The organism is Streptomyces sp. NPDC054956 (assembly GCF_053609185.1).
In genome coordinates this window covers 1-2528 of the sequence record NZ_JBSGXB010000553.1, presented here as the reverse complement: position 1 = coordinate 2528, position 2528 = coordinate 1, and the positions used below count along the sequence as shown (strand labels likewise).

Sequence of the window (2528 nt, the reverse complement as noted above, 5' to 3'; positions counted from 1 at the left end):
GTAGCCCGCCGGCACGGCAACGCGTACGACCACCTGCCGCCAGTACAGCGGCCCGATCGCCAGATCCAGCGCCCGCCCCGCATCCACCCCCTGCGGCAGCTCGCCCCGCGAAACCGCCTCGGAGATGATCCCCTCCGCCATCCGCCGCTGCCCCTCCAGCAGCGCTCCCCGTACCGCGTCCGCGATCTCCGGATTCCGCGCCGCCTCCACCAGCAGGTCGGGGATCACGGCCGAGGCCACCGGGTGCCGCAGCACGTGTGACATCACTTCGAGCAGCGCCCGTACGTCCCCGTACAGCGACCCCGTCGCCGGCACCGGCAGGCCGTCCACCGCGAACGCCCCCACCAGGTCGAGCACCAGGTGCAGCTTGGACTTCCACCGGCGGTACACGGCCGTCTTCCCCACGCCCGCCCGCCGCGCGATGCCCTCGATCGACATCCGGGCGAACCCGACGGTCGCCAGTTCCTCGAGGACGGCCGCCCGGATGGCCTCGGTCACGTCCTCGCGCAGGACGGCGGCCCCGGCGGGGGCTCTTCGGGCAGGGGCAGGGGCGGGTGCGGCGGCGGCAGGCGCGGGCTCGGTGGTCATGAGCAGAGCATAACCCGCCACGACGATACGGTTGCGTTCCGACGTCGCACGCCCTAACCTCGGCGTAGCGACGATACGGACCCGTTCCATCGCCAGCGACGCCCCGACCCCGTCGAAAGCGACCCTCGTGACAGTGACCACCGCGCCACCGGCCCGCACCCGCAAGGGCCGGACCCGGACCAAGGACCGCGCCCCGGACCATGTGGCCGAACTGGCGGCGTCCCACGGACTGACCCTGAGCGGCGCCCGCCCCTCGCTCCCCCGCTACGTCGCCCAGCTCTGGGGCCGCCGGCACTTCGTGTCCGCGTACGCCACCGCCCGGATGCACGCCACGTACAGCCAGGCCAGCCTCGGCCAGGTCTGGCACCTGGTGACCCCGCTGCTCAACGCGGCCGTCTACTACTTCATCTTCGGCATGGTCATGCACGCCAGCCACGGAGTGCCGGACTACCTGCCGTTCCTGATCACCGGCGTCTTCGTCTGGGACTTCATCGGCTCCTGCATCAACGCCTCGACCCGCTCCGTCCAGGCCAACCTCGGGCTGGTGCGCGCCCTGCACTTCCCGCGCGCCTCACTGCCCCTGTCCACGGTCGTCCAGCTCTTCCAGCAGCTGCTCGTCACCATGGGCGCGCTGATCGTGCTGCTGCTGGCCTTCGGCCAGACCCCCCGGCCGAACTGGCTGCTCGCCTTCCCCACCCTGCTCCTCATGGCCACCTTCTGCGCCGGCTGCGCCATGATCATGGCCAGGATCGGGGCGAAGAGCCCGGACGTCAGCCAGTTGATGCCGTTCGTCCTGCGGACCTGGATGTACGCCTCGGGCGTCATGTGGTCGATCGACCAGATGCTCAGTACGGACCACCTTCCGCACTGGGTCTCGATGGCCCTCAAGATCAACCCCGCGGCCGTCTTCATCGACCTGATGCGCTTCGCGCTCATCGACTCCTACAAGGCGAGCCAGCTCCCGCACCACGTATGGCTGATCGCGCTCGGCTGGGCCCTGCTCGCCGGCGTCGGAGGCTTCGTTTTCTTCTGGAAGGCTGAGGAGGAGTACGGCCGTGGCTGACACCGCAACCGCAACCCCGACCCGCACCGCCCCGGCGCCCGCCGCGCGGGTCCCGCTGGACTCCACCCGCGTCCCGACGGTCATCGCGGACGACGTCCACGTGATCTACAAGGTCAACGGCGCGGGCTCCCGCAAGGGCGGCGCCACCGCCGCCCTGAGCCGGCTCTTCTCCCGCGGGCCCGCCCCCGGCATCCGCGAGGTGCACGCCGTGCGCGGGGTCTCCTTCACCGCGTACAAGGGCGAGGCCATCGGCCTGATCGGCACCAACGGCTCCGGCAAGTCCACCCTGCTGTCCGCCATCGCCGGCCTCCAGCCGGTCGCCCGCGGCCGGATCTTCTCGCACGGCCAGCCGTCCCTGCTCGGTGTGAACGCCGCGCTGATGAACGATCTGACCGGCGAGCGCAACGTGGTCCTGGGCGGCCTGGCGATGGGCATGACCAGAACACAAATCCGCGAGCGCTACCAAGACATCGTCGACTTCTCGGGCATCAACGAGAAGGGCGACTTCATCTCCCTCCCCATGCGGACGTACTCCTCGGGCATGGGCGCCCGGCTGCGCTTCTCCATCGCCGCCGCCAAGGACCACGACGTCCTGATGATCGACGAAGCCCTGGCCACCGGCGACGCGGCCTTCCAACGCCGCAGCCAGGCCCGCATCGAGGAACTCCGCGAACGGGCCGGCACCGTCTTCCTCGTCAGCCACGGCATCGGCACGGTCCGCGAAACCTGCGACCGCGCGATCTGGCTGGAATCGGGCGTCCTGCGCATGGACGGCCCGTCGGCCGAGGTCTGCGACGCGTACGAGGCCTTCACCAACGCCCGCTGACAAACCCGGCCCCGCCGACACCCGAACGGGCCGGGCCCGGGACCACAAAGG

General features: G+C 70.8%; 3 protein-coding genes. 2 read left to right on the top strand and 1 reads right to left on the bottom strand.

What is annotated here, in order from left to right; translation table 11 throughout:
• Positions 1-588 (bottom strand): TetR/AcrR family transcriptional regulator (locus ACWGDE_RS38120; protein ID WP_453393670.1); only part of this gene is annotated, 588 nt, incomplete at its 3' end.
• Positions 589-721: 133 nt separating this feature from the next.
• Between ACWGDE_RS38120 and ACWGDE_RS38115 the strand changes: the two genes are divergently transcribed.
• The gene (locus ACWGDE_RS38115) at positions 722-1651 is read left to right on the top strand and encodes an ABC transporter permease (RefSeq protein WP_453393669.1); all 930 of its coding nucleotides are present in this window, start codon (positions 722-724) and stop codon (positions 1649-1651) included.
• 55 nt (positions 1652-1706) lie between these two features.
• Positions 1707-2477, top strand: a complete 771-nt coding sequence (locus ACWGDE_RS38110) for an ABC transporter ATP-binding protein (RefSeq protein ID WP_453393671.1) — start codon at positions 1707-1709, stop codon at positions 2475-2477.
• The last annotated feature ends 51 nt before the right edge of the window (positions 2478-2528 follow it).